Raw genomic sequence first — 24,774 nt, 5'->3', positions numbered from 1 at the left:
TCTAGTCACACGCGTCGTTGTTTTGCGTAGAATTTGATTGAGGACCCGTTTGCGCCTGACCATGATGGAGTGGGTCTATTCAGGCCTTTGGCTCCTTCGTGTCGCTGCATCACGTGCCATTCTCCCCGAACTCTTTGCGACGACAATTGTTACGTAATCGCCTCCTGATCGAGACGTCGGTCGGGAAGTGCGAGAGGAGTGCCCCGCATGACGACGAGCCAACGGGAACGATCGAGGGTCCGTGCGGGCCTTTATCTGGCCGGAATGGCAACGGCGTTCGTGCTGCTCGCAGGTCCGGCGATGGCGGATGAGAGCGCCGAGCGATCCACGACTGAGGCCATCGACGCCTGGATCCGCGCAGGTTGGGAGGAGGCCGGGGTCAAGCCCTCTGCTCGGGCGACGGATGGGGAATATCTGCGTCGGGCCTATCTCGACATCCTGGGACGCATCCCAAGCCTTCAGGAAGCGTCTGATTATCTTCAGAGCAAGGACGCCAATAAGCGGGAGAAACTCATCTCCTACCTGCTCGATCATCCGGACTACGCCCAGAACTTCGGGAATTTCTGGTCCGTGGTTCTGATCGGACGGGGAGACACCGGTAATCAGGTCAACCGGAACGCCTTGCGGGCCTGGCTCCGGACCCGATTTGCCGCGAATGAGCCCTGGAATGAGATTGCTCGGGAACTGGTGACCGCCTCGGGGCCGAACACCCCTGAGAACGGCGCAACGAATTTCGCCCTCGCTCACCTCGATTTCGATGCCGTTCCTCTGACATCAATCACGACCCGCGTGTTCCTCGGTCAGCAGATCCAGTGCACCCAGTGCCACGATCACCCCTCAAACGACTGGAAGCAGGCGGATTTCTGGGGAATCAACGCCTTCTTTCGCGGAGTCCGATCGCGAGAAGTCTCCCGGACCAGCGCCGGCGGTGCTGAGGAAACCGCCTACTACGAATTGTATGATGATCCGACCGATGCCTTCGCCCGCTACGACCGGCGCGACGGGACTATCCGGATCGCCTTCCCGACCTACCTCGATGGACGCAAGATCAGCCAGGAAACCGATGTCGATCGCCGTCGCGAACTCGGCATTTTCATCACCGAACCTGAGAACGATCAATTCGCCCAGGCCTTCGTGAATCGGATGTGGGGCCACTTCCTCGGTCGAGGGATCGTTCATCCGATCGACGACTTCGGCGACCACAATCCTCCCAGCCACCCCGAATTGCTAGAACGTCTGGCCGAGGACTTTAAGGCGTCGGGCTATGACATCAAGCAGTTGATCCGATGGATCACTGCGTCCGAGCCCTACCACCTTTCCAGCGTCCGCACCCGGGCCAACGAGCGTGACGAGACCTACTTCAGCCACATGACGCTCAAGCCCTTGACCCCCGAACAGCTCTTCGAATCGCTCCTGACCGCGACTCGTGCTCACCAGGCGGGAGGCGGGGGCAACTCCGACGCCCGACGCGATCGATGGCTCCGGCAGTTCACTTTCGCCTTCGGAAACGACGAGACCAACGAAGGGACGAGCTTCCAGGGAACCATCCCCCAGGCCCTCATGATGATGAACGGCGACTTGATCGACGAGGCCACCAGCAGCAAGCCGGGGAGCTTCCTCCGAGAGTTGCTCGACGAGGCCGTCCGGCGCAAGGCCTCGGCAGACTTCGTGATCGAGAAGTTGTATCTGGCCGCCCTGAGCCGCCCCCCCAGCTCGAAGGAGGCCGGTGCCGCACAGGTCCTGCTCCGCCAGGGGCCCAATCCGAACGCTGTCATGGAAGACATCTTCTGGGCCTTGCTCAATTCCAACGAGTTCATCCTCAACCATTGATGATCTTCCCATGGCCCCGAACCGACCCGACGAGGGGAGGAACCGACCGATGTTCGATCGCCTGCTGACACCTCGAGGCATGTCTCGTCGGCATTTCCTCGGGCATCTGGCCACCACCTCGATGGCGTTTCCGGCGGCCAGCTTCCTCGGAGCGCTGCGCGCCAATGCCCAGGAGATGCGCCGGAACCAGAAGCATTGCATCCTGCTCTGGATGGGGGGCGGCCCGAGCCAGCTCGATACGTGGGATCTGAAGCCCGAGAGCCCACGCAACGGTGGCGAGTTCAAGCCGATCGACACCACCGTCCCCGGCATCCAGATCAGCGAGCACCTGCCCACCGTCGCCCAGCATATGCAGCATCTGAGCCTCATTCGCTCCCTTAGCACGAGCGAAGGGAACCACGACCGCGGCACCTATTTGATGCACACCGGCTGGCAGCCGAACCCAACCGTCGTGCATCCGAGCTTCGGGTCCATCTGCTCATTCGAACTGGGCACCCGGCTCGGTGACGACTTTCCCTTGCCTCACTTCGTCTCGATCAACCGGCCAGGAGAGTCGGCCGGGTTCCTCGGGATGTCTCATGCGCCCTTCGTGGTGAGCAACCCGAACGGGCAGATCGAAAATCTCAAGCCGAACGTCGACACGGCTCGCTTGAACCGTCGTGTCCAAATGCTCGGACTCGTGGAAGATCGCTTCATCGCCCAGAACCGTGGGCCGGCAGCCGTGGGACACCGGGATGTCTACGGCAAGACGATGAAGATGATGAACTCGGCCTACACCCGAGCCTTTGACCTTGCGAACGAACCCGACACCGTTCGAGACGCGTACGGTCGTTCCAGCTTCGGCTCCGGCTGTCTCATGGCCCGCCGCCTCGTCCAGGCCGGTGTGACCTTTGTCGAAGTGGGCCTGGGTGGCTGGGATAATCATGACGACATCTTCCGCATCCTTCGCGAGCAGCGTTTGCCCGAACTCGACAAAGGCATGGGCGCTCTCATCGCCGACCTGAACCGCCTCGGCATGCTCCAAAACACACTGATCGTCTGGATGGGCGAGTTCGGCCGCACCCCTCGCATCAACCAGAACGGCGGCCGAGACCACTGGCCAAGGAGCTGGTCGGTTGCCCTCGCTGGGGGCGGCATCAAGGGAGGGCAGGTCGTGGGTGCGACCGATTCCGACGGCATCGACGTTGTGGATCGTCAGGTCGGCGTCATGGACCTAATTGCCACCATGTGCACGGCCCTCGGCATTCATGTCGATACCGAGTACACCACTCCTCTCGGCCGCCCCATGCGGGTCGTCGAAGGGGGCACGCCAATCACCGAGCTCATCTGAGCTTCCTTGCCCCAAAAGCATCGCATCGGGTTGGCGAGGCCCCCCTCGTCGACCCATCTTATGCTCCATCCCAACTCCTGGAGACCCTCACGGAAGGTCCCCAGGAGCCCAATCAAACGCGATCGCTCGCCCGGCTTCGGTTTCGGAGCGGAAGTGGCGGGGCAATCCGGGGCGAAGCGGTGAGAGGAAGTCCGTCGGCGGGCCGGGATCGGAGGACGTGGGAAGCGTCTTGGTCAGATCAGCCAACCCGGCGGCAAGCAGCGAGCGATCGAGCTCCTCGCGGGTCGTGACGATCCGCCGAAGTGGACCTCGCTGGCGAACAACCTCGTTGGTGTCGGGCATCATCAGCGCAGCCCAGTAGGCCGAACGCTCAGCCTGACGTTGAAGCGTCAAGAAGCGGGCGATCTCAGCCGAGAGGGAGTCGCGGTCGGAACCGGTGATCGAGGAACCAAGCCGATCCAGCCGGGATCGGAGCCGATCGCCCGCCCGTTCCAATCGTTCGACGAGCAAACCTGACGCCGGAATCGGTAAGGTCGAACCGCTGGAAGCACTGATCGCGTCCCCCTCGGCCGATCGGATCGTGGTAAGTACGGTTGCTCCCTCGTGCAAGGGCTGCGGAATGCTCAGGCGACGGCCCTGACGCTCCTCAGACGGCGGCCTCGGGTCAATCCAGACCAGTTCGACACGACGTACCGGACCGTCCCCGAGCGGGATGATCCATCGACCCTCCGGTCCGAGCCGAGGCCGCACCGGGCGACCATCGACCACCGCGGCGGGTGCCTCGGCATCGGGAGGAGCCGTCAGGGTCAGAAACGGCCCAGGTAGCGGCTGAAGTTCCAGCACGGCATGGCCCCGGACCGTTCCTTCGGGGTCGATCAGACAGATCAGGTCAACCAAATCCACCCGAGTCGTTTCGAGGTCGCTCGAAGCGCCCCGAACGACGGACTGCGGCTGGACGATCAGCGACCAGCCACCCGGCTGCACGCGGTACACCTTTCGACTGGCGTCGGGAGGAAGCGGAGACGGAAAGAGCATCGCAAATTGCTCCTCCGTGGCCGTGTCGGCCAGGGCAAGTCCAGAGAAGTCAAGACTCGGCGGCCGATCACTGGGAACGACCAGGGCAATCGTATGTCCGGTGGCCGTACCCAGTCCCCAGGCGATGAGATCGGGGAAGACGAGCGGTTGATCATCCTTCAGGGGAAGAACCGATCGGATCCGAAGATCGGTCGATCCCCAGATCGGTCGGCCGGGGTCGATCTCAATCCGGTCACCCAGATCGCGAACGGCCAGGGGCGGCATGCCATCCAGTTCGTACTCGGCCCCTTCCGCCCACGATTCCGGCAGAATCAGCTCGATACGATCCGCAGGCCCTCCCAACACCCGATAGCGCACCAGCGATTCCCAGCGGGCCGACTGGCTGCTCAACACCAGCTGACTCCAAAGCTCAACCGTAACCGCAGGGAAGGTCTCGACCCGCAATGAGCCAGGTTGATCGATCGGAATCGGCCGGTAGCGGCGCCGGTTGTTCGAGGTCGCTAGCCGATCAATCGGCTGGGAACGGCCGTCAGCTCCCCGGTAATCCACCAGGGCCGTTGTCGGAGTGGAGAGCAGCAACGTCCCCGGCTCAACCGACAGGCCGGGCCATTCGGGCCAGGGCAACGGACGATCGGAGACCAGAGGGCCAGGCTCCATCGGCCTGGCAGGCTCGGGAATCCATCCGGCCAGGCTGATCGGTCGAACAGCACTGGCAAGACCATCGAAGCGCAGCCGAAGTTGATCGGGAGTCGGTCGATCCCAGGACGTCAGGCCCGGAGCCTCAAGATCGACAAGTTCCAGGTCTGCCGGGATCTTGATCATGACCTTGCGGATGGCTCGGCCGTCGAGGTCGGAAACCCTCGCGGCGAGCCGCCATTCCCAGCGGCCGGCATCGAGGTCCAGTTGCACCGTCGGCTCGACTCGGCGTCGAGGGTTACTCGGCCCCAGGGGTACGGATAGTTGAGGGAGCCCTGTGAATCGGGTCGCTCCTGCCACATCGAGCGCCCCTCCCCGGGGAAGTGGTCCCCAACTCTGTTCGAATTCCTGGTCGCTCATTGGCGGATTGCCAGGGGCCGCTTCCAGACGTCCTCCCCAGGTCTTCGGACGCATCAAGGCAATCTGACCGTCAAACCGGGACACTCCGATTGGCTCCAGTCGAGGAGGACCTCGGCGGGTGGGTCCGTCCGGCGGTTCGGCTGCGGAGTCAGTAGCCTCGGAACGCAGCGCGCGGCGAAGTTCGAGTTGAAGAACCGCTCCTTCGGGCAACGGAGGGTCAATGCGAGCGATCCACCGATCGCCGTCGTCGGCGATGATCCGAGAGCTCTCCACGATGGCCCCGGCAGCTCGAACCGACCGCACCGCAACGCCCGGATCGATGGCAAACCAGAGCTCTCTGACAGGGCTGGTGCCTCGAATGGTCAGCCGAGCATCAAGCAGGTCGCTCGTGGGTAACGCTTGCCAGAGGAGCAGTCCCTCAAGACCGGGGGCTTCGGTCTCGACTCCTTCTTCGTCAATCCGATCCCAGCGAACTTCGATTCGATCGCTCGGGCCGATTGCAGCCCGAAGCTCCCCATCGGGTCCAACCGTGAGAGGACCGAAGGATCGGGAGAGGGTCGGCCCTAAGGTTCCTGGTGGCTCGGCCACCCGAAGCGAGGCCAGGGCAACCGGGTTGACGGGCAAGACCAGGCGGAGGCCTGCGGCGTCCTTTTCTGGATGAACCCGCTGACGGACAACCAGCTCGTGCAACCCCACAGTTCCGTCGATCGCGACAGTCGCGCGGTCGGCGGTTTCCCCGATCAAGACCGGACGCGGACGACCATCGAACGTTGCCTCCAGCTCGGTCGGCCGTCCGATCGGCAACTCCCAGACGGCTGGGCCTTCCTGCTCGAATCGCAAGATGAGCCGGGATTCCAGTCGCCAGCTGTCCTCCGTGTCGGGTCTGAGTTCATGCTCAGCCCGGACGACACCCACTCGTGGCCAACCGGGACGTTGCTCGACAGGAGGCTGGACGGACACGGCGGCCATGAGTCGGTTGACATCACGTTCACGAAGCCAGATGACCGGTTCCCCGGGCGTTACCTCGGAGCCGGCAGTTTGCTCGATCAGAAACGCAATCACCGTCGATTCCGTGTTGGAATCGACCTGAGTGCCAGGATGGGCCCCCACCATTGCAGCGATCAGGAGAATCCCTCCTGAGGCTCCCACGCTGATTCGAGAGGCCGACCCGCGGGCTCGGATCAAGGTTGAAGCGTTGGACTCATCACGGCCTCGGCGGGGACGTCCCTGGATCAAGGCGATCACCAGGGCGATCAGTCCCGCATAGAAGGGACCAATCACCAGGGCTGCTCGACGAGGCTCCCCAACCTCCCCAAGCACGACCGCTCCGATGACGATGAGCAGCAAGAGGCTGAGCCGAAGCCCATTCCAGCCCCACCCCGGTAACCGGATCAATGCTCCCAGAATCATCAAGACTCCCACGCCCAGACCGAGGATCGACCACGGCCAGCGATCAACCGACCGGATGCCGGCATCCTGGCGAGGCCAGCCGCTCGCCACGAAGCGATGGATTCTCCGGGAATCAGTTTTCGGCCCACTGATCGCCGTGATGGCCTCCGCCGAGAGTCCACCGGAGGCCGCCCGCCAGCGTTCCAGAGTCTGGAAGCGATCAGAACGGTCAGCTCCCCAGGCAACGGCCTCCCGGAGCGATCGGACCCAACTCTCTCGGGTTGGTCCCGATGCCAGAGAGGTCGGTGTCAGCCGAGGGACCTCCGCCGGCGAGGTGATCAGAAAGACGGTATCGATGGGCACGGCAAGCAGTCCCAGCGACGCGAGTGCTCGACGAGAGGCCCCGGCCGAGTTGTCCTGAGCAGATCGAGAGGCCGTCGGAACGATCGTCCTTGGCCCGAGACCGATCGCCTCAAACGCCGATCGATCCACCACCAAGGGCCAGCGTCCCACATCCCACGAGGCCAGCGCATCGCCCAGCCGAAGCCCCCCGATCGGATGAGTCGCCGCTCGCTCGTCGAGTTGTTCGAGCATCGTGCGTTCCAGCGCGGTCAACCGAGGCAGCCGTTGGAACGAGACGCCTGGCAACCACCCTTGGCGATCCGGTCCAGGATCGGCAGGGGTGAGGGCCTGTCCGACTCCCGCCAGGGTCCGGGTGGTCGGCCAGGCGAGATTCCAGGAAAAGGACAGACACGGCATCGAGAACCGAGGCTGATCAGGCTGAACCTCCTCAGCGGTGACCGTCTGGACATACTCCACAACTACGCGTCGCGGACGCCCCGAGCCCGTCCGCTCAACCTCGGGAAGCTGCGTCAGGGGAATCCAGATCATCCCCCCCTTTTCGAACGGCTCGACACGCCGACCGTTCGATGAGACGGCCGCGAGGATTGCTCCCTCCGGCAGATCGATTCCCAACGTCGCGGCGGCTTCTGCCGCCACATCGAGCGCCAGCCGGTGCCGGGTCAACCCGTCGGCCGACGGGCTCGAGGCCAGATTGGCCCGGAGAATCGCACCATCGAACTGCGAGGCGGGAAGTCTCGTTGTGCGCGCAACGAGCAAGCCGGGCTGACCTTCATACAGATACCGATCCGCCAATCGAGTTGAGGCGATCGACGAGCGATCAGCCTCGGAACCTGTCGAGCCGCTTCCCAGTTCCCGAAAGGAGAGGTCGCCCCGCGTCTCGCAGCGAAGGGCGGAATCGACTCGAAGCATGACGGTGCCGCGAGTCTCGAACCACCGGGGCAGATCGAGCATCGGCAAGGGACCTTCACCGTCCCAGGGAAGTTCCAGCCGTCCTTGGATCGAGAGCGGGCCAGAGAGGTCCGAAGGCAGTCGCAGCTCCGATTCATCCCCCACCGAAGGGGAGACCGTCAGGGGCCTTGATTGCTGGCCATCGGCCGCCAGGAGCGACCAGTTCGGCCCGATCGCGTCGAGCACGGTCGGGCGAATCCGGAACGGAAGCGTCCGCAAGGGTTCCCCTCGGACCTCGAGCTGAAGCTCCCAATCCACCGTCATTCGATCATCCAGAATCGTCACTCGTTGACTCACGAGGGCCAGGGGACGTTTCGGGACCGGCTCCCGGACCACTCGCCCTCGGGCATCCGAAGTCACCCAACGCCAGGAGAGCAGGGGACGGGGCATTGGCACGGCCGACCCCGAGGACACTGGCGTCGGATCGAGCCAAGCGAGCCCTTCTCCCTCAACCGGTCGAAGGAAGACGTCCAGATCGGAAACGATCGACCAGCGCTCCTCGGCCACGGCAAGGTCGACCGGCCGAAGTCGAGGAAGCTCAAGGGATCGGAGGTCTTCTCGTACCAGGGAGGCCGAGACGATCAGCTCAGGGCGTCGGCCGTCGTTGAGAGGGAACTCGCCGGGTCGTGTGCCGGGCATCGAAACCCGAATCAAACGGCGGCCGTCGGGCAGTTGCTCCTGTTCCCAGCGCGAGGCAAGCTGACCGTCCGAGGTCCGAATCGCATCCGGAAGCCATCCGGACGAGAGGAAAAAACTCACGAGGGTCGGTGAACTGGGGGGCGGTTCCACATCAATCACCGCCTCCAGGGTGTCGGCCCCGTCTCGAAGCCTCACGGTCCCCTGAACAGAGACGGAGGTGATGCTCCGAACCGGAGCCAGATGCAGTTCAGCCACCGGCTCGGGCCGATCGGCGAAGAAGGCCAGCGGCAACCCCCCTCGTTCTGGTTCGGGAGCGAGTCCCGGCAGATCCTCTTGCTCGGGTCGACGGCCAACTTCAATCTGAGCACGCTCCAATTCTTGCCAGGTTTCAGCGGGGATTTCATCGAGGTCAAGCCGTCGACCCGCCCGTTCCAGGCAATCGCGCAGGGACCAGGATTGATCCAGCCAGACGATCACTGGCCCTCCGGTCCACTGGGCATCGAGAGGCTCGGGCACAGGGACGAGCCACCGACTCGGGTCGTCGATCGGAGCCAGTCCGGAAAGGGTCAGGCGGGTCGGGCCAATCAATCCGTCTCGCCATCGAACCGTCAGACTGGTTCCCTCGGGACCCGGGCGCAGTTCGACTCCGGAGACCGCTCCCTCAGGACCGATCACCTCTTCCCACGTCACACCAGGAGGAAGCGAAACGACCAGGGGTCGATGCCCTTCAGGCCCCGGGTCGATCGACCAGGCGGTCGTCCAGCGGGCCACTCCGGTGGCATCTTGCTCCAGCTCGACGAGGGTCGCACCGCCGATCCAGGGACCAGAGGGCCGATCGGGGTCGGGCGCCGATCGGAGTCGAAGCACGACCGAGCCGCCCGGCCCATCAAACCGCCATTGGTGTCGGCCCGGCTCCTCGGTTGGTTCCGGCCCTTCCCGATACCCAGGAGGGCCGGAGGGCGTAATTCCCTCCGGAAGATCGAGGATCAAGGCCGTGGCCGATCCCTCGATCAGCTCCAGGTCGAAAATCCGACCTTCGGCCTCGACCCGAGGCCGAAGCCGCCAGGAAATCGTGACCGATCGGATTGGACCCGGTTCCTCCTCCGCGCCGATCCGGAGAAAGGCACGTCCGTCTCCGTCCCGATGAATCAGGGTGCAGGACGACGGCGAAACCTCCTCGACCGCGGGAGACCAGGGCCAGAGGGCCGCCCACCGCACCGAGGTTCCTGGATCGGGAAACTGAAGCAAGGTCTCACCAACCAGCTCTCCCCCTTCAAGGCGAATCCGATGCTCGATCCGCTTCGGCTCGAGAGGACGGGTTGCTTCGATGGACTCGGATGCTCGCCGAGCCTCCTCGACCAAGGTCTCGAAGCGATCCATCGGCATCGAGATCAAACCCACCCGGCCGGGAAACCACTGATCAAGCATCGCCTCGGGCACCTGAAGCCGAACGACCTCGGGCGGAGCATCGACGGCCGCCTCGAGCGCTCGGGGCTCGGTCAGCACGGCGAGCAACATGGTCATCAGGAAGATTCGGAGGGGCAGTACACTCATGGCGAGACGCTTCCGCCGGCGACCATCTCTTGAAACGTTGAAGGCAGTGCAACACCCCGATCCCAATCACGACGCTGGCGAGTGATCGGACCGAGACGGTGGAGCCAGGTCGATCACCTCCTCCCGTAGATCGGGATCGGGCCGAGGCGACGACAGGGAAGGCGGCCCGACGAGCGGAGGGCGAGGCCGGATGGCTGTCGAGTCGTCGGACCCGACCAGGGGGGTCGAACCTCCTGAGGCCCCCGCTCCCATCGCATGCTCGCTGGCCGCGGGAGAGGAGCCCATTGCACTCTGTTCTCCAAATCGAGGGCCAGGCCGACGAAGCTCCACGGCCCGTCGGGTCAAGATAGCCACTGCAATCAGCAGCCAGCCGACCGCCGAGGACTGCACGACCACGATCGACGTACTCGGGCCCAGGAAAATCAAGCAGAGTAAGGCCGCCGCCCCCACGATGGGCAAGACACGAGCCCGGATCGGATGCCGGATCAGGACCAAGAGGCCAAAGAGCAGCACTACCCCCGAACAACAGCCGACCAGCGTGGCCCGCGAGACAACCATCGGGTTCAGCGATCCTGGATTTCCGGGTCGGCTGAACAAATAGCCGTGATCACCAATCCGCCCGCCTGTCAAGGGAGGGGCCAGCGTCTCGGCAGAGCTGCCCGGACCGCCAATCCAGACCGCCAGCTCAGAAGGAGTCATCCCTGGCTGGCGCTTCCAGACATATCCGCCCCAGTACCAGACGTTCTCATCCGTAAATCCCTGGGGAACTCCGATGAGTGCTTGATTCCAGGGCACGCGCACTTCCCAGAGCGTTTCGAAGACTCGACCTCCATCGAGCAATCTCGGCGGTTGCCAGCGACTTCCGGCCGCCTCTCGAGGAAGCCGGTAACTCATGCCGACGAGCACCCCGCGAGCCGTCTCGGCCGGCAGGTGAAGCAGGAACATTCCCGGACGCTCCAGGGCATCGAGGTCATCGGATGGAACGGGTTCTCCATCAAGGTACACCCGGTCCAGCTCCGCACCGTAAGGCAAGCGAAAACCGAGTGAGGGGCCATGATCGTCAAACCGAAACCAGGCCACCATGCGAACACCGCCATCGGCCCCCTGTTCCGACCGAAGCCAGAGCCGAGAGGCGAGCGACTTCGGTAACTCCGCAGGTGCGGAGGCCGTGACTGTGAACCGGGGACGCACCGTCGATGCCGCTCCCGACGGTCGAACCCAGACCTGCCGGATCGGCAGCGGAGCGCCACCGTCGGGGTTGGTCACCCATTGGTTCTCGGCCGGGCGTCGCCATCCGTTCCCCTCTGGACGAAGTGAGATGCCGGGATCGGCAGCGACTTCCACCCGAGGCGGTGAGGCCGGACGAGGGTCCAGTACCTCGATTCGAGGAATCTCGATGGCCGCCGATTGTCCTGGGACAAGTCGGCCGGCTTCTTGGAGCCGGAAGCGAAGTCGAAGCTTGATCGGAACCCCACTGGCCGGCTGGGCCAGCGTCAGTCGGCGGATCGGTAAGCCGTCGGGTCCCGGAGGAATCGGTTCTTCCTGTTCAATCACACCCCGATCCACCAGTTCCCAGGCGCGTTCCAGATCGGCAGGAATGGCCAGATCAACACTTTTCAGTTCGCCGTCGGGCGCATAAAGGGTCAGGTCTTGCTGCACGTCGATCCCGTCCCGAGCCACCCGGACCAGCTGATCAATCATCGAAGACACCGTCGCGGCCCGTTCGCTCAGCATGAGCGGGACCACCGCCGCCGGTGCCTCAAACCGGAGCCAGAGCACCCGACGCGGCAGCTCTCCGGAAGCAGTCGACCAGGGACCGGGGTCAAGCATCGCGGAGGACTCCATCGGGACGATGTCTGCCGAGGCCTGGGCCTCAAGACCATCCGAGGGAGCGACGTCCAGATCGGGAGGAACCGCCACCGCCAGCCGACCACCGTCGAAACCCGCATCGAGCGGTCGAAACACGGGCAACTGCCCCGGTCGTTCGGGGTCGAACCGCACCGTCCCCCCCAACTCGATCCGAAGCGGGGCCAGTTGACCGTCTCGAAGCGCAGAGGCCAGTGTCAGCTCAAGAATGGCTGGCTCCGTCGACTCGTCGGACTCGTCCGAACGAACGAGGTCCCAGGAGGAAACCGCCTCCGAAGGCCCGACTCGGTCGATCTCCAGCCCTTTGGGAACCTCGACCCGAAGCCGGAAACATTGGCCTCGGACCGACCGATAGTCGAGCCAGGATTCAATCGTCGCCGAAGCCCCCCCCGGTTCGAGATTCGCGAACGATCGCTGAGCAACCCGTACCATCGGTGGCATCGGACCGACGCGAAGCTGAAGCCCAAACGGCTGATTGGCAAATCGAAAGGCCGAGAGAATTGTGGGCCTGACCCGGGCGATCTCCTCGCGGAGATCGCGGGGGTCGATTCGCCTCAGCCCCTGCTCCGGATCGGCCAGGATGCGCAGGCCATCGGTCCGGCCGATGGAGAGGGTCCCGGTTTGTTCGATCACGCCCTCAAAGGAATGGCCGACAAATCGCACCGTGGCCAGATCGGTCTCGGCATTGAGCTCCGGAACCGACCGGCGGGTGGTAATCCCGATCCGGATCGACTCTCCCTTGCGAATTGTTCGAGGAAGTGAGAGCAGCCGGCCCCGTCCGTCAAGGGTCGAAGCCGGGGGAATCGATCGGCCCTCGCTCTCAATCTCCAGAATCTCCTCATCCGGGTCGGGCAGGAAAACCAGGGTCGAAACTTCACCCCGGCGGACCTGGATCTCCCAGAGGGATTGGGCGGTCAGCGCGCCTTCACTCAGATCGAGCGAGATGTGCCCCCCGCCTGTTAGGAGCGGAGGGACCGGGGCAGCCTCATCACGACGAGGTAGCCAGCGAATTTCCAGCTCGCTCCGAGCGTCAAGCATGGCCTCGATCCGAGCTCGACGCCCCTCGTCAACTGTTTCGATCGGAAGCGGTGCCCCGTCCCCCAGCGCAGCCTCGGCAATCGGTCCCTCCAGATCAAGCTGCAGGCGCGTCCGGACCGCCCGAGGAATCGCAAGTGTCAAACCGCGGCGATCATCAATGGAGCGAACGGGAGCAACAACTTCGACCTGAACCGTCCGCAACTGCTCTTCGTCTTCCTGGTGGGGCAAGATCACGAACCAGCCTTCCGGCGGTGCTGCTTCCCAGCCGAGCGGAACCCCGTCCGACTTCGCCTCGCGAGGATACAGGCCATCCAGACCGATCGGTACCCGATGCGGCCCAGGCCCCCGGGCATAAAGACTGATCGTCAAGGAGATCCGAGCCAGGCCCCCCTCGTCCGGTACCCGGCCGACCACCTCGACCGACGTGACCCCCGACAGCGCCGACCTCGCCACGTCTTCCAGTTGCTCACCCGTCCGGACAATCACCACAGGGATCTCTGAGTCCGCGCGGACCGACGGCTCGGCCACGTCCTCGGACGCCGGTCCATCCTCATCCTGAGCTCGCGAGGCCCCGGGGGCCATCAGCAGCATCAGGACCGCGCATCTCCAGAGAATGTCACGCTTTCGGGCCACGCAGCGCACCCTCGCTCAAGTCGCGGAGATCGACCAGCCTCGCTGAGACAGGACACGAGGCAAGCCAGATCAAAGTGAGCCGGAGGGGATTCGTTCCGGCGTTTCGATCGAAGCAAAGACGAGTCATCCGGCAAATTGTACCACCTGGAGAACCCTGGAGTCACGGATCGACCTGTCCGGCTCGTCCTTCGATTCCACCTGCCGAGGAAATCGCGAGTCGCCACTGAGACAGAACACACGGACGCACCATTGCGTCGTGGCCCCCCGAACGACCAGAGGCCCCCCAACTCGATCGCCGGAATTGAATAAACTGCGTCTAACCCCGATCTCGCCGTGTCGCCTCAGTGGCAGCACGCGCAGCCTCATCGTGAACGATGCCATTGCTGGCAAGGATCTCCGGGCTGTAGAGGTCATAAGGGCCCCCATCGAGTGCCGACACGGTGCCGCCGGCCTCCCTGACCAGCAGGACCCCTGCGGCGACATCCCAGGGATTGACGTGCGTCCCAAAGCAGACGTCCGCTCCGCCCGAGGCGAGGGTCGCCAGGTTCCAGGCGGTCGATCCGCTTCGACGGACCGAGTGGGTGTCGGTCGAGAATCGCTCAATCAAGGCGAGTTGCCGGGGGGCGTCTGTTCCAAACCGGGTCGGGAAGGCGGCTGAGATCAACGATCGCTCCAGCCGATCGGCTGAGCTGACCCGAGCCGTCTTGCCGTCCACGGTCGTCCCGCCTCCCAGGCTGGCCGACCACATCGTGTCGGTCAGAGGGGCATAGACGACCCCGGCGATCAGCATTCCGCGATGTTCGAGGCCAATCGAAACCGTCCAGATCGGGAAGCGATGGGCAAAGTTCACCGTCCCATCGAGCGGATCGACGATCCATCGAAACGGGCAGTCGGGGTCGGGCTGAACCCCTTCTTCCTCGGCAAGCAAGGTATGGTCGGGGAACCGCTCGGCGAGCAAGGCGGCGATGGTCCGCTGGCTGGCCAGGTCCGCCTCAGTCACCAGATCGCTCGGCCCTTTCTCCCGGGCCTCGACGCGGCCGTAGAGTTCTCGCAATACGTTGCCCGCGCGCCGGGCAATCTGCTCGGCGGCTTCCCGATAGGCTTGATACACTTCGGCCACGAACCCAACCCTCCCTGAAAGGGGATCACGATGCGCCATCAAAAAGCCCTCTCCGAGTGTTCCGGGAGAGGGCTTCCGAATGGGCTTGATCTTGCCAGAGTCGGGGCGACGGCGCCTATCCCCGCCATCGTTGATCCGATGCGGGGATGGCCCTCGTTCGATCAGCGGGCCGGCGTCAATCGGTCCTCCTTGAGCAAGTCTTCCCAGGCCTTCAGGCCCGGACCCTCAGGGGCATCGGGGTTGTAGCCAAGTGCCTCGCGCCCGGTCAGCATCATCAAGGTATCGAGCGCCAGCTGGCGAACCCCGGGATTCGGTGACGACAAATCAGCGACGAGCTGGGCGTAAACCTCCTTCTCACCGATCTGGTCTTCGGGAATCCCCAGCAAAAGGCGGTCGAACGCTTCAGCGGCCTCGGGAGGAGCGATGAACCGCTCCAGCAGTCCGCGAACCTCCTCGGCGGGCTCGGTTCCTCGCGCCATCCGTCGCATGACGATTCCGATCGCAGTCCCTCGGACGGCCGGATCTCCCGGACGGTTGAGCAATGGCATGACCTGTTCGAGCGCCTCGGGATCGGAACCGGCCAGGGCTCCCAGGGCCGCCACCGACAGACTCCGAACCGTCGGGTCCGGATCCTCGATCCCTTCGAGCAAGGTAAAGGTGATCGATCCGCTCGACTGCTCAAACAAGGTGGCGAAGGCCTCGCCGGCCTGAATGTCGGCCGGTTGCGGCTCGGGATCAACAACCCATTGAGGCATGACCGCCGGTTCCGCGCCAAGGATCCCATCCTCGGGATCGACACTAACGAGAATCGGGCCTTCGAACTCTTGCGGTTCACCATCGTCGTCGATCGCGACGCCCAGGGAACCCGCGGGACAGAGAATCGTCAACAAAGGACGCCCCGCCGAGGATCCAGGGACCTTCAATCCAAGCCAGGAAAGCCCCACCGGACGTCCGGCAGGCAACCGAAGCGAGAGGGTCCGCCCTTCGAACCCAACCGCGATCGGCTGATCGGGATCGGGGGATCGGAGGACGATGCTGCCGTCGATCAGATCGAACCGCGGACCATCGGCCAGTTGTGGTTGTTCCACACGAAGCTCGGACTGAGCGATCATGGTGATCCGAACGGGCCCCATGCCCAGCGTGGTGCGGAACGGGGCGAGATTGACCACGCGATCTCCCGGAGCGAGGGAATCATCAGCCTCGAGCCGATCCCAGGTCCGGTTCGCCCGCAAGACGATTCCGTCGGTCTGTTCGACGACGGCCGCTTCCCCTTCTGCCAGGGGGGGCACGGGCTGGACGGGTGCGGTGGCTTGATCCGGGGTCGGCTCGGGTTCGGCGACAGGTTCCTCTCTCGGTTCGACCGGATCAGGTGCCGAGAGGGGGGGAGGGGCCGGTCGAGCGTCCTCACCCTCGGCGTCGATCGTATCGTCCGCCTCATCGACCAACTCCGGATCGAACTGCGCCGCGGCAAGCGAATCGGCCTCGCGGATCTGAACACCGGCGTAGCGGAGATTCAGGTATCCGACCACTCCGAGCACGCCGATCAGAAGCAGGGCGACCGCCCAGGGAATCACCCGCTCGAACCATGATCGAGGCACCGGAGCCGTTTTCGCCCAGGGAGCCTCGTGAACTCCGGAGAGCGCGTCGGGAACCATCCCAGCCGCGGGAGGAACGGTCCCTCGGTAGTTGGTCCGGACCGCCTCCGGCCCCTTGAACAGGCGGTACATCCGGTAACGGGCCTCCGACGGAACCTTAGCCTTGTTCTTAATCAGGCTGAGAATCTGGTGACAACTCGCGGCCTCGGCCAGGTGAACGTCAGATCCCAGACAGAGTTTTTCGTATTCGGCGACCTTCTCGGCTTCCAACTCATTGTCAAGGTAGGCGGCCACAGTATTCGGGTCCACCGCCTCCGGACCGCTCGACGGCGGCACCGTCAGTCGCCGACGGCGCGTGACCTTCCGAATCCGCTCGATCAAGGTCTGGGCGAACGGAGTACTGGAAACCTGCGTGCCGATCTCCCGAACCTCCTCCGGAGGAAGGGTATCATCGAGCCACGCGAGGAGCGTACGGAGCGTCAATCGCATCGGAATTGCTCGGGTCAAGAGAATGAGGCGAGATGGTCGGAGTTCTGTTGCTTCCGGTTCCGATACCCTCGCCCTCACCCTTTATCTGTGCCCTGAGCCAACGCAATCCGTCGAGAATTTCCAAAAAGACCCAACTCGAGGTCGTTCCAACTGGACCATTTCCGCTGCCTCAGTCTCCGACGGACGATAGGTCAGCGTCCCTGGAGCCGGAAGATCCGAAACAGGGGATCGGGCGGTTCTTGCCCGTAGAGCAGTGTAAACCGATCGGGATGTTGCTCGGCCCATTGGCGTTCGATGGGCCAGGGCTCGCTGGGGTTGTGCCGGGCGACGACGAGCAGCTCGATCTGCTCGGCGCGAAGGTTGGCCAGCCAGGCGTCGAAGTCCTGTTGCTCGCGGTCCCAGCCCGGCATGTCACCCGGCCAGTTCGGACGGCCAGAGGCCACGGCCTCACGGTGGTAGTCGTGCATCAACCAGTCCCGGTGTTCGTTGATGTTCACGTACCGCACCTGATTCTTCATGCCCGGCCCGAGCAGGAAATACGGCAGGTTCGTGCCCGCGTAGGCGATCCGGGTCCCGTCCTCACCCGCCAGGCGGTCGAGCGTTAGCCAGCCGCGGTAATAATCGACAAAGATGGGAAAGAATCGCAGCGGCTCAGACATTCCCCAGGGAGTGGTCACCAGCCCTCCGATCAGAAGCAAGGCCGCCGTTGCTCCCACGGCCGTTGTTCTCACTCTGGCCTGTCCAGGACGGTTCACAGCCCGGCCGATCGCCGCCGCAGCCAGCACGGCCAGAACACCGATGACCCAGGGTCCGATTACCAGAAAAAACATCCGGATCAGGTCTGCCCACTCGCCCGCATCGACCGCCGCCGTCAGCGAATTCCACCAGTTGCCGCTCGGCATCAGCAGCCGGACAGGGCCGGGGGTGGTGTTCGGAATCATTGGAGAGAAGTCCCAGGGAATCTTCTGGTCCTCACCGAACCTCGCCCAGGGCCACCCCTGGCCCGTCATCGTATGCAAGGCGAGCAGCAACACCCCAAGCCACCGCAACACCTTCGACCGGTCCAGGAGCACCGCCACCGGCACCGCCGCCATCCCCACGGCCGGAAAGAGAAACCGCTGCTGGGTCCGATACGGAATGATTCCCCAGTAGATCACCGCGTTGATCACCGCCAAGGCCGCGATCGCCCAGACCCAACGTGCCCGCGCCTTCGCCCGACGCTTGCCGATCCTCCAGAACCCCAGCAGCGCCAACAGCCAGATCGGGGCCATCCTCGGATCGAACACCTGGAGGAACATGTCGATCCCCGATCGCCAGTCGCGGGGATCAAGGTAGTAGCGACTGCCTTTCATCACCTCGGGCGCATACCAGCCGGTCAGCAACGTTCGTCCGAAGGCCTCAACCTGCACCGGATACAGCGGATTCCCGGTCAGCCAGGCATTGCGAACATACCAGTACCCGGCCGTCAGCATCGGCGCAAGGACCAGAATTGCCAGATGCCCAACCTTCGATCGCCATCCGATCCGTCGCACGAGCACGGCCAACCCTACAGCCGCCAGCAAAGGGGGCACCAGCACCAAACCCGTCGGCTTGCATCCCCAGCAACATCCGGCCGCCAAGGCCCCCAGCGCAAGGGCTCGAGGTCCGCCCTCTCCCATCGCGTACCGTAGGAAGAAAAAGGCCGCCGAAAGATAACCAGCCTGTAGGATCGTATCGACATTCGCCTCGAATCCGAAAATAAGGTAGGGCGAACACGTCAGCATCCAGGCCGCGGCGATCATCGCCGTCGATCGCCCCGCCCCCACTTGCCGGGCCATCGCGAAAACGGCCATCCCGGTCATGACGTGAAACGGAGCCTGCCCGACCTTCGCCAGCAGGTCTCCTCCCCAACCGATCATCAGCCAGGCAAACCAGAGATCGCCGATCGCCGAGAAGTACGTCACGACATTGTCGCCAAACGGCGCAGCGATCAGATCAAGCGATCCCGATTCCCACCATCGGGCCGCGAACCAGAGGTGATAGATCGGTCCATCGCTCATCACCTTGACCGGCAACAGCAGCGACCGCATCCCAAGCAAGACCGACGCCCAGAGCGTCAAGCCAAGCGCCACCGTCGCGTCGAGGTGCCAGGTCGGATCGCTTTCCGGAAAGACCTCGTCTTGGTCCGTGTCCGGGATCGGCTTCGGCCATCGCTTTCGAGCCGCCCACCCGAGCGCCCCTCCCGTGATCGACCAGGACAGCAGTGGTCCCCGGCCGAGGACGCCCAGCGTCCCGAGCACCTCCATGCCGAGCGTCACCCAGGTCCAGGCAATCACCGCCGTGGCCAGCCATCGGACCACCCCTTTCGTTTGCCCGAAGCCGTGTCCGGACACCCAGAAGGCTCCAGCCAGCACCGGCGCATTCAAAAGGATCGTCCAGAGGAGCCCGAGGCCGATCGCGGTCATGGCGAAGATTCCTTCTCTGGTTTCCGCCCCACGGCGATCGTCGACAACGCAGGCCAGCCGGGAATGCGCTCGATCAACTTCGCCACCGGCAAGAGCAGATCAAAGAGCCTCATTTGCCCCGGAGAAAGCCGATCGCGCCCTAGGATCTTCCCGCTCACATACCAACCGACCGTCCCGAATCGATTGAAGCCTTGTTGATGGACGACCTCGAAGCCAGCGGCTTCCAGCTTTTGGCGCAATTCCTCCTCCTCGTAGCGCCGCTCGTGCCCGAGTGCCTGGTCGGTCGGCGTATAAAGCCAGGGGTGTTGCGGCACGAGGATGATCGCGTGCCCCCCGGGCTGCAGTACCCGGAAGAACTGTCGAAGAACCTCCTCATCCGGGGCGATATGTTCCAGGACATTCAAACAAACGATGGTATCAAGCCCTTCGGCCTCGATGCGATCGTAGTCGGTCGATCGGGTGAGGTCCATCTCGACCGTCTCGACGTTTTCAAGGTGGCCAAAGCGCCGGGAGATCATCTCGACATAGAACGTCTCGTTGTCGGTCGCGATCAGGCGATCACTGTCGAGCAGCAGTTCGGTCAGGTTCCCGATCCCGCAGCCGGCCTCCAGGACCCGGGAACCGATCCAAGGTTCAATCTGCCGGAGCAACCATCGATTCAGTCCCCGAGCCTTGCGCATGGCGACCAGAATCGCGTACCCGTCGTGCGTCGTGAAGCGGCGATCGAAAAACCGGCAGCGAATCATCACCCCGATCGCCCGCAAGCCGTCGACCCAGCGAACCTTCTTGCCTTCCAGATAGGTCCGACCGGCATAGCTGATTGCCACCTCGTACAACCGAACTCCCCACTGAGCGAGTCGGACGGTGAGCTCGGGCTCGAAACCGAACTTCCGGCTTTTCAGCGGGGTTTGCCGGAGCAGGTCGGCTCGGATCGCCTTGTAGCCGGTCTCCATGTCGGTCAGGTTCAGGTCGCAAAGCACATTGCAGAGCCAGGTCAGCAGCCCATTGCCCAGGCTGTGCCAGTAATACAGGACCCGGCGATACTCTCCGCTCAGGAACCGGCTGCCAAAGACTGCATCGGCCCGACCGTCGAGGATCGGCTGAACGAGTTTCGGCAGGTCGTTCGGGTCGTATTCGAGGTCAGCGTCCTGAATGACGACGATCTCGCCCTTCAGGTGGGGCAAGGCGGTCCGGATCGAGGCTCCTTTGCCCCGATTCCTGGAGTGATGCAGGACCCGAATCCTCGGGTCGGCCTCAGCCAGTTCCCGCAGCACCTCGTTCGACCCGTCCGTCGAGCCATCATCCACGGCGATCAACTCGATCGGTACTGTCAACGGCGCCTCGAAGACCCGACGGACAATGGTCCGCAAGGTCCGCCGCTCGTTATACACGGGCATCAGCAGGCTCAAGATCGGTCGAGAGTCGGGGTCTGAGTCGCTGAAGGAATCAGGCTCGGGCATGCGCTCGCTTCGTCTTCGTCAGGAACAGGGTGTTGGGGAAATCCGGTTGATCCAGCCGAAACGGGCGACGTGAGAGGGATCATGCCGGAGGCTCGCAAAAAAAGGGTGACAGACGCACGGGGCCGTCGTCCAGAGGGTTCCCGGCTCCAAGACAGATCGGATCGGCACGCCAGTCAAGGTCCATCCTGGTGTCCATGATCGTCATGAGCCTGAGGACGCCGCCAGCGACGATAGGTCGTCAGCAAGGATCGGGCGGCCCGCTCACTGCCGATCCGAGAGAGCAGATTGCCCAGCGCCTCGGCATGCATTCGAGGGCGATCGGCTCCAGAGGCGGGGGCCGCTCGCGGACGGCCAAGAATCACCGCATGCGCCAGCGCCGCGATCAGGGCCAGCATCATGAAATGAACGGCCACCATCCCCAGTTCCGGCACCTGACGAATCACCCGCCAGGGCGTCGGCATCGACGAATCGGCCCCCAGCAAAAACGACCCTTCGACAAACGCCACGTTTCGAGGCGAGGAGCCGACCCAATCGGCCACCTTCATCGTCAACGGTCGGCGAGCATGCGGAACAATCGCCGCGTTGAGCAGGAACGATCCATTGGCGACGACAAGCACCGCCGAGGGATCGCCATCCTCAATCGGGTCATCCCAGGACCAATCCATCACGATCACCCGATCGTCGTCTCCGGTCAGCAGGGCCGTTTCTGCGGGGCTACTGACCTCCAGAGCCCGGTTCAAGGGAAGGGCGGCGGCCTTCGGATCGATCCCTTCCCCCCACGGGCCCCCGAGATTCCCATTGGGTCCAGCCCCTCCGATCTGCTCGTCGAACCGGAACCAGTAGTCCGGATCGGCGGTCTGGAACCCCGGAGGGGGACCTTCCGATTCCCAGTCCGGAGCCCTCGTCAGCTTCTCCTCGATCCGATCGCGTTGATGCTCCGGGGCGTCCTCGGGAAGGCCCTTCAGTGCTGATTGCCAGTACTCGGCTTCGGCGCTCCCGTCGCGGCACACAAGGATAAGGCGACGACCGTAGCCTCCCATCTGCCAGTCGAAGTACCAGTCAGCCTCCTCCTGGCCCACAATCCCCGGCTCAGGAAGGAACCGGACGATCGTCTCGGCCCAGGCACCCAGTTCCTCGTTGAGCCGACGGGCCGCGCGGACCTCGTGCCCTTGATCGCGGAGCAACGAGGCAAACACTCCGGTGCCGTTCACACTCCGACCGGCGATCCGTCCGTAGGTCGTGTCGATCCGTGTTTCCCCACACCCCGAACCCACTGAGAGCAGGCCCAGGGCCAGGATCCGGAAGACCAGCCCGTTCGGTCCGGTTCGCTTTGATCGAGTCATTGGACCACCCCCGACGCAAACATCGCGTCCAGCGACTCGGCTTCCGCCCAGAGGGCTTCGAACTCCTCGGCATCGGGCTCCTGATGGCCGTAGTACACGGCTTCGAACATCCGGAGCGTCCGACCGACCACGCCTCGAACCACGTCATCCTCGATCGTCCGGACCAATTGCCGGCCAGTCCGCCCCGGTGAGAGCCGGATCATGCTCATCTGGTCAAGCACCAGCAATTGATGGGCAAAGAGCAAGACAACGGCTCGGCCTCGCTCGCCCTGTGTGCGCAGCTGCCTTGCAGCCTCCAACGGATCGGATTCATCAATGACGAGACCCGTCGGCAGTGAACCAACCCGAGCGGCCGATCCGATCACCTGCGCGGTTTTCGAGGTCGTTCGGGACTTCGCCTCCTCATCGATTCGGCGTTGCCAGGTCCGGGCCAGGTAGAGAATCAGGGCCGTCAGCCCTGCGGCGAGCAAGACGAAGATGATGAGCCGACCGAGTTCCTCCAGGTTCATCGAAGGCCAGTCGAACCACGATCTTCCTCCAGCCCCACGCAACCGAGGATTCGGCGTCGAGGGAGGCCGGGGAGGCATGACCGGACGGTACGCATCGTTCCGTTCGTCGTACCAGGGGAAGCTTCGGTCAGTAAATGCCTGGCGAACCGCTTCGACCGCCTCGGGATCGACCGAGGACGCATCGGAATCAGCAAACCCAAGCACCACGCTGAGCGGCCCGCAACCCACGACCAGAGCAATCCACCCGACCATTCGGCTTACCATGCGTCGGAGGCCTCCTTCATGGCCCGTCCGACCGCCCGAAGCCGCAACTCGACCTCCCAGCCTTCAAGACGGATCCGTTGATCGATGTACGTCAAGAATCGGACGATCGCGAAGAAGGCCACCGCAATCCAGACACCGACGAAGATCCATGCGTTGAACACAAAATCGAGTTCCGAGTAGCCCCAGGTCAGTTCCCCTTCGAAAACGCTCAGAACCTGTCTCGTCGCAAACCAGAAGGCCAGGGTGAACATGCCCCCGAAGGCCATTTGAATCATCCATTGCCCAAACAGCTCACCCCCGCGATCACTAGTCAGGTCGGTGCAGCGCGACCAGGCCCGTCGCCACTTGCCACGCTCCAGCAAGAGTACCTCGTTCATGAAGACTTGACGGACCGGGATCAACCATGCCAGAACCCAGGATAGAAGCAGTAAACTTCGCAAGAGAAACTGATACAGCAGCATCGGCACCAGTTGACGAAGCATCGTGCCGACCACCTGGCCCGGCCTCGGCGAGCTACCGAACATCATCGCCCCGAGCACAATCGTCAACGGGGCCGTGGCGAAGGGCGCTTCGAGCACAATCGCCCCCAGATGGACCATCGCCCGCCCATCCTCCACCTCCGACAGGATCCAGGCATTGAGCAAGGCCCAGGGGACAATCCCCAGTGCCGCCGTGGCCCCAATCGTGATCGGTCGGTGCCGTATCAGCACGAGAGCCAGGTCGAGGATATCCAGGTATGATCGCTCTCGAATCTGGACCAGGGTTCGATCAACGGCCACGATCTCGCTCCGAAGTGTTGCCGACGAACTCGGTGTCGCTTCTCGCGTCTCCTGCCACGCCTCGCCCCCCCGCCACCAGATACACCACCAGCAACAGCGTGCTGCCGATCGCCACCCCCGCCTTCCCCCAGTAGGGCATGGCCGAGGCCGAGACAAAGCCCTCAACGAAGGCTGCCAGCACGAACAGACAGACCGCCGTCCCGACAATTGGCAGCGAGGCCCTAGCTTCCCGAGCCAGAGAATCAAGCCGCCGCTGTCCCTTCGTATCAATCAGGCCCCAGCCGAGCCGCAGACCCGCCGCGCCGGACATGACGATCGCCGTCAGCTCAAACGGCCCATGCGCAGTCACAAACTCATAAAAGTTTGCAGCCGAGGGAGTCGTGGCCATGTGGCCGAACATCGTCCCGAGGACGATTGCCTGAAAACTCAACTCGTAGAGCGTCATGATGCCGAAGGTCAGACCATAGGCAAAGCACTTCAGGCCGATCGCTGCGTTGTGATTGATGTAGAACCCGGTCATGAAGGCATCTTCACGAGGCATTTCCGTCAAGGGCTGAGCATACATTGCTTCCAGATTGGCAAGTTGCTCCAGCCCGACAATCTTCTCAGAAAAGCCGGGTCTGCCGGCGCCCAGCAACCCTGCCAGAATCATCAGGCCCCAGAACACCACCGACGCCAGCTTCAAGAACGGGTCCGATCGCAACCGGCGCGGCACCACCTCCAGCAGCTCCGAGGCCCAGTCGCGGACCCGAAATCCTCGCGTTCGGTAGATCGAATTATGGGCCCGACCGACCAGCGCATGAAGATAGGCAACCGTCTCTCGGGGCAGGTCATACGCCTCGGCCAGCATCAAGTCCGCACAGGCCGCTCGATACAGCTCTCCCAGTCGCACAACCTCAGCGGCTCCGATCCGACCCTCGGGAGACGGCAATGTCGGGTCGTCCTGCTGCTCAGCCGCGATCGTCTGTTTCCAGGGTAACAGCCGACGGCCCCTCAACGCTCCGGCATGCTCGAAACGGATCAAGAGCGCGTCCAGCTCTCGCCAGACCTGCTCGCGACGGGCAAGGCGCTCGGCGACCTTCATGCGCGA

At 63.7% G+C, this 24,774-nt stretch carries 12 protein-coding genes; 2 read left to right on the top strand and 10 right to left on the bottom strand.

Features of this window, described 5'->3' with window-relative positions; all coding sequences use genetic code 11:
* Positions 1–207 precede the first annotated feature (207 nt).
* Complete coding sequence (locus tag HG800_RS09255) at positions 208–1,830, top strand: DUF1549 and DUF1553 domain-containing protein (RefSeq protein ID WP_169976082.1); 1,623 nt, start codon at positions 208–210, stop codon at positions 1,828–1,830.
* A 49-nt stretch (positions 1,831–1,879) separates the two neighbouring features.
* Positions 1,880–3,160, top strand: a complete 1,281-nt coding sequence (locus tag HG800_RS09250; RefSeq protein ID WP_169976080.1) for a DUF1501 domain-containing protein — start codon at positions 1,880–1,882, stop codon at positions 3,158–3,160.
* An 87-nt stretch (positions 3,161–3,247) separates the two neighbouring features.
* On the opposite strand, the gene HG800_RS09245 is transcribed toward HG800_RS09250, so the two are convergent.
* The 10 genes from HG800_RS09245 to HG800_RS09200 form a co-directional block, all read right to left on the bottom strand.
* Entirely contained in the window at positions 3,248–10,144 is a 6,897-nt protein-coding gene (locus HG800_RS09245) for a hypothetical protein (RefSeq protein ID WP_169976078.1), read from the bottom strand.
* Between the two features lie 66 nt (positions 10,145–10,210).
* On the bottom strand, positions 10,211–13,681 hold the full coding sequence (locus tag HG800_RS09240) for a hypothetical protein (RefSeq protein ID WP_169976076.1): 3,471 nt from the start codon (positions 13,679–13,681) through the stop codon (positions 10,211–10,213).
* A gap of 316 nt (positions 13,682–13,997) precedes the next feature.
* Positions 13,998–14,840: an inositol monophosphatase family protein gene (locus HG800_RS09235; RefSeq protein ID WP_169976074.1), complete on the bottom strand. Its 843-nt coding sequence runs from the start codon at positions 14,838–14,840 to the stop codon at positions 13,998–14,000.
* 122 nt (positions 14,841–14,962) lie between these two features.
* Complete coding sequence (locus HG800_RS09230) at positions 14,963–16,885, bottom strand: HEAT repeat domain-containing protein (protein WP_169976072.1); 1,923 nt, start codon at positions 16,883–16,885, stop codon at positions 14,963–14,965.
* A 191-nt stretch (positions 16,886–17,076) separates the two neighbouring features.
* A complete protein-coding gene (locus HG800_RS09225) occupies positions 17,077–19,329 on the bottom strand; it encodes a glycosyltransferase family 39 protein (RefSeq protein WP_169976070.1) in 2,253 nt (750 codons plus the stop codon).
* A complete protein-coding gene (locus HG800_RS09220) occupies positions 19,326–20,789 on the bottom strand; it encodes a glycosyltransferase (RefSeq protein ID WP_169976068.1) in 1,464 nt (487 codons plus the stop codon). Before HG800_RS09220 ends, HG800_RS09225 begins: the two co-directional genes overlap by 4 nt.
* Before the next feature lie 173 nt (positions 20,790–20,962).
* Entirely contained in the window at positions 20,963–22,132 is a 1,170-nt protein-coding gene (locus tag HG800_RS09215; RefSeq protein WP_169976066.1) for a DUF4350 domain-containing protein, read from the bottom strand.
* On the bottom strand, positions 22,129–22,905 hold the full coding sequence (locus HG800_RS09210; RefSeq protein WP_169976065.1) for a DUF4129 domain-containing protein: 777 nt from the start codon (positions 22,903–22,905) through the stop codon (positions 22,129–22,131). Before HG800_RS09210 ends, HG800_RS09215 begins: the two co-directional genes overlap by 4 nt.
* Complete coding sequence (locus HG800_RS09205) at positions 22,899–23,684, bottom strand: hypothetical protein (protein ID WP_169976063.1); 786 nt, start codon at positions 23,682–23,684, stop codon at positions 22,899–22,901. The genes HG800_RS09210 and HG800_RS09205 overlap by 7 nt, the downstream gene beginning before the upstream one ends.
* Positions 23,674–24,768, bottom strand: a complete 1,095-nt coding sequence (locus HG800_RS09200; RefSeq protein ID WP_169976061.1) for a stage II sporulation protein M — start codon at positions 24,766–24,768, stop codon at positions 23,674–23,676. The genes HG800_RS09205 and HG800_RS09200 overlap by 11 nt, the downstream gene beginning before the upstream one ends.
* Positions 24,769–24,774: the final 6 nt, after the last annotated feature.

The organism is Tautonia rosea, from assembly GCF_012958305.1.
Classification (GTDB): Bacteria; Planctomycetota; Planctomycetia; order Isosphaerales; family Isosphaeraceae; genus Tautonia; species Tautonia rosea.
This window is presented reverse-complemented; position numbering and strand designations above follow the sequence as displayed.